This is a genomic window from Streptomyces sp. NPDC000151, assembly GCF_040301705.1.
GTDB lineage: Bacteria > Actinomycetota > Actinomycetes > Streptomycetales > Streptomycetaceae > Streptomyces.
The window spans coordinates 1-3583 of the sequence record NZ_JBEPFC010000275.1; the positions used below are offsets into that span (position 1 = coordinate 1).

At 76.9% G+C, this 3583-nt stretch carries 3 protein-coding genes; all 3 read right to left on the reverse strand.

From position 1 onward, the window contains the following. Window positions 1-1017, reverse strand: a 1017-nt coding sequence (locus tag ABT381_RS35370; RefSeq protein ID WP_351602109.1) for an AAA domain-containing protein, incomplete at its 3' end; no start/stop codon positions are given. Further along, window positions 1014-2666 carry a hypothetical protein gene (locus ABT381_RS35375; protein WP_351602112.1) on the reverse strand — a complete coding sequence of 551 codons (1653 nt, stop codon included), beginning with the start codon at window positions 2664-2666 and terminating at the stop codon, window positions 1014-1016. The genes ABT381_RS35370 and ABT381_RS35375, both read right to left, overlap by 4 nt. Then, the coding region (locus ABT381_RS35380) for a hypothetical protein (RefSeq protein WP_351602115.1) at window positions 2657-3583 on the reverse strand (927 nt) is incomplete at its 5' end. The genes ABT381_RS35375 and ABT381_RS35380, both read right to left, overlap by 10 nt.

Consider the following 3583-nt stretch of genomic DNA (forward strand, 5'->3'; position numbering starts at 1 on the left):
CGGGCGGACAACGCGGCCAAGGCCGAGCTGATCCGCTCGCTGCTGGGCGGCCGCGCCAACGCGGTCACCGAGCGGCTGGTGGTCCGACTCGTCGCCGCCGCGGTCCAGCAGCCGCCGCACCACCTGCGCCACCGCCTGCACCGCCTCGGGGTCCGTGCGCGGCGTATGGCGCGCGGGCAGTTCGAGCAGGCCCCAGCCGGTCTCCGCCGCCTCGTCCACCACCCGGTCCACCGCCGAGCCGTCCGACGGCACGCCCAGCGTCAGCCGCCGGTCGCCGTAGCCCGTACCGCTGCGGAACGGGGTGTACGGATAGAACGCGTGCGACACCAGGGGCGCCGCCGAGGCCGGCAGCCGCCAGGAGACCGGCAGGCGGTGCTGCGGGAGATCCGGATTGTGCGCGAGGAGGGTCGAGACCGCGCTCGCCGACGGGTCGTACGACAGACCCGCCCACTGGTCGGCACCCACCACGCTGAACGGGTCCAGCTGGCCCGGATCGCCGACGAACAGCGCCCGCTCGAAGAGCCCCGCCACGGTCAGCAGCGCGTCCGACCGCATTTGGTACGCCTCGTCCACGATCGCGTGCGGCCAGGGCTCGTCCACCTTCGTGTAGGCCCACTTCGCCGCGGTGGCGACGACGATCGGGAGACCCTTGAGGTCGGCGACCTTCGCGGCCGTACGGACGGAGGGGACGTCCTCCAGCGCCGGGTCGTACGCGCCGGGCTCGCTGCTGTGCAGCCGGCCGACAGGCAGCTCGGGGTCCTTCTCGGCCAGCCGCAGCACCAGGTCGTCGACCTGCGCGTTGGTCTGCGCGACGATCATCAACGGGCGGCCCGCCGCGGCCAGTTCACGCGCGGCGCGCACCACGAGCGTGGACTTGCCCGCGCCCGGCGGCGAGTCCACGACGACGCCGCGCCGGTCGCCGTGCAGCGTGTCGCGCAGGATCGCCTCGGTCGCGGCGGTGGCCGCGGCGCCCGGGTCGAAGGCCGTACGGGCCGGGGCGGGAATTCCGCGGCTCACAGGAAGTCCTCCGCGGTCACGGGGTCGGGATCGGGGAGCGGGGCGGTGGCCTGCACTGATGCGGGCGCGGGGGCCTGCGCGGGCGTGGAGATGGGGGTCTGCGCGGGCGCGGGCGCCGCGGCCCGCGCCGGGACGGCCGTACCGCCGTCGCCGCTGCCCGGCGGCGGTCCGCCGTGCGTCCACGGCGTGTCCTCCGGGTCGGGCAGCTCGGGGCCGCCGCGCGGCGCGTGCTCGAAGAGCGTCCAGCACACCCGGTCGCCCTTCTCCGGCACCGAGCCCGGCTCCGGCGTCTTGCCGCGCCCCATGCCGCCGGTCAGCCGCACGATCAGCGTGCCCGGCTGCTCCGGTACGTACGTCACGAACTCCGCGGTCTGCGTCTTCCCGCCCTCCAGCGGGCGGTACAGCCTGGCCCGCTCCTCCAGCTGCGGCCGGTCGCCCGTGCGCAGCGTGACCAGCGGCCGGGGCATCGGCCGCTTGCCCTCGGACATCGCCATCTCCACCTCGGTCACCTCGCCCTCCATCGCCTCGCCGGTCAGCCGCCGCCCGGCCATCACCAGGGGATCGTCCAGCGCCTCCTGCGCGTCCAGCTGGGCCTGCGCGGTCTCCCGGGAGGCGAGCTTCTGCGCGGCCGTGACCGCGTCGTCCAGCCGGGGCTGCGGCGGCTCCCCGGACCGCACCCGGTCCCGGTGCGCGGTGTAGGACCGGCGGTCCCGCCGCCAGCGGTCGGCCACCCGCGCGCCCTCGGGCAGCGCGCGCAGCAGGTCGATGCCGCGCCACACCGCGTCCCAGGTCGGCCGCAGCACGCTCGCCACCAGCGCGTCGAACTCCTCGCGCGCGCCGGGCAGTCCGGCGTCGTACCGCGCGATGGCCGGCGCGAGCAGGCCGTTGTCGAACGCCGGGTCCGTGGCCGGGCCGGCCGGCGGGCACAGCAGCTGCCCGCGCGCGTCCCGGGCGGTCTCGGCACGCAGCGCGGCGTCCTGCCCCGACTCGCCCTCCGGCGGGTCGATCCAGGCGAGCAGCGCGCCCAGGTGCTGGTCCTCGGCGAGGCTCTGGCCGGTCGCCCAGTGCCGGGAGAGCAGCCCGGTCATCGGCAGCAGCAGGCTGGCTCCGGGCACCCGGGACCGCTCGCCGAGGTGGGTGAGCCAGCGGCCCAGCAGCGGGACGTGCGGCGGCGCGGGATGCGGGGTGTCCGGGTCCTGCTCGGCCGTCCGCCGGAAGCGCATGGAGCGGCCCAGCAGCCGGACGAACTCCACGCCCGCCGCACTGGCCACGATCACCTGCGGCGCGTCCGCGCACAGCTCGGTCTCGACCGTGACCCGCTTGCCGGTCTGCGGGTCGGTCTCCTTGCGCTCGGCGGGCTCGACGTCGTCGGCGAAGGAGTCCACGTACGGCAGGACGGCGGCGGCCAGCTCGGCGAAGAACGCGAACCGCAGGTCACGGTCGCGCGGCTGCGGCACGGTCAGCAGCAGCGGCGCCGCGCGGTCCGTGCCGACCAGCGCGCCGAGCGGCGCACCGGTCTCGCCTGCGGTCGTCAGCGGGACGAACACCAGGGGGCGGGGGGAGAGATGGCGGTGCCGTACGGTCGCGAGCGGCGTGGCCCGGCCCGCCGCCACGGCCTCCATCCTGGCCAGCACGTCGATCAGCGACATTCCGCCTCCTCACGGGGGGCCGGGGCCTGCTCCGGTACCGAAGCCGGTACCGCAGCGGAGGCCGAGGCCAGCGCCTCCGCGCGCAGGGCCGCGGCGCGGCGCAGCGCCTCGGCGGCGGGGTCCTCCGTGCGGGCGGAGCCCTCTGTGCAGGCGGGCGCCTCTCCCGAGGCCGCAGCCAGTACCTCGCCGACCGTGTGCAGCCCGCCCAGTTCGCCGCGCACGCCGCGGCCCAGCGACTCCACCAGGCCCGCCTCGCGGGCCCGGCCGCGGCAGTGGAAGGCCAGCTCGCACGCGGCCAGGCACTCGGGTGCGTACGCCGCGCCGACCGACTCCACCGCCTCCGCCAGCTCCCCGGCCGGCCGGGTGGCGGTCTTGCCGTCGTCCGCGAGCCGCAGGTCGAAGGTGGTGTCCTCGGGGAGCGCGGCGGCCAGCTCGTCGACCCGGGTGAGCCGGCCCAGCTGGCGGCGGGTCGTGGCCAGCTGCTTGCGCAGGTCCACCGGGGCGGCCGCCGGGAGGTTCGAGAAGTCCTTGGGGCAGACCAGCAGAGCGCGGTCGCCGACCCGCGGCGCGTGCCCAGTGCCCTCGGGGGTGTCCGCGCCCTCGGGGGCGTCCTCCGCGCCCTCGGAGATGTGCCGCGCCACCTGCTCGGCGACCTGCTCCAGCGCGAGGGCGTACACCGCCGACTGGCGGGCCGCCGCGCCCACCTTGGCCGTGTCGGCCGTCCCGTCGATCATCGGGAACGACTTGATCTCGATGACGCTCCACAGCCCGTCGGGGTGGACGACCACGGCGTCCGGCTCCAAGTACGCGGGCGAACCGGCCACGTCCAGCGCGAGCATCGGATGGTCCAGGAACGTCCAGCCGCCGCGCGCCGCGGCCTCGCGCAGCGCCAGCGCCGTCCGCGCGGCGCGCCCCTG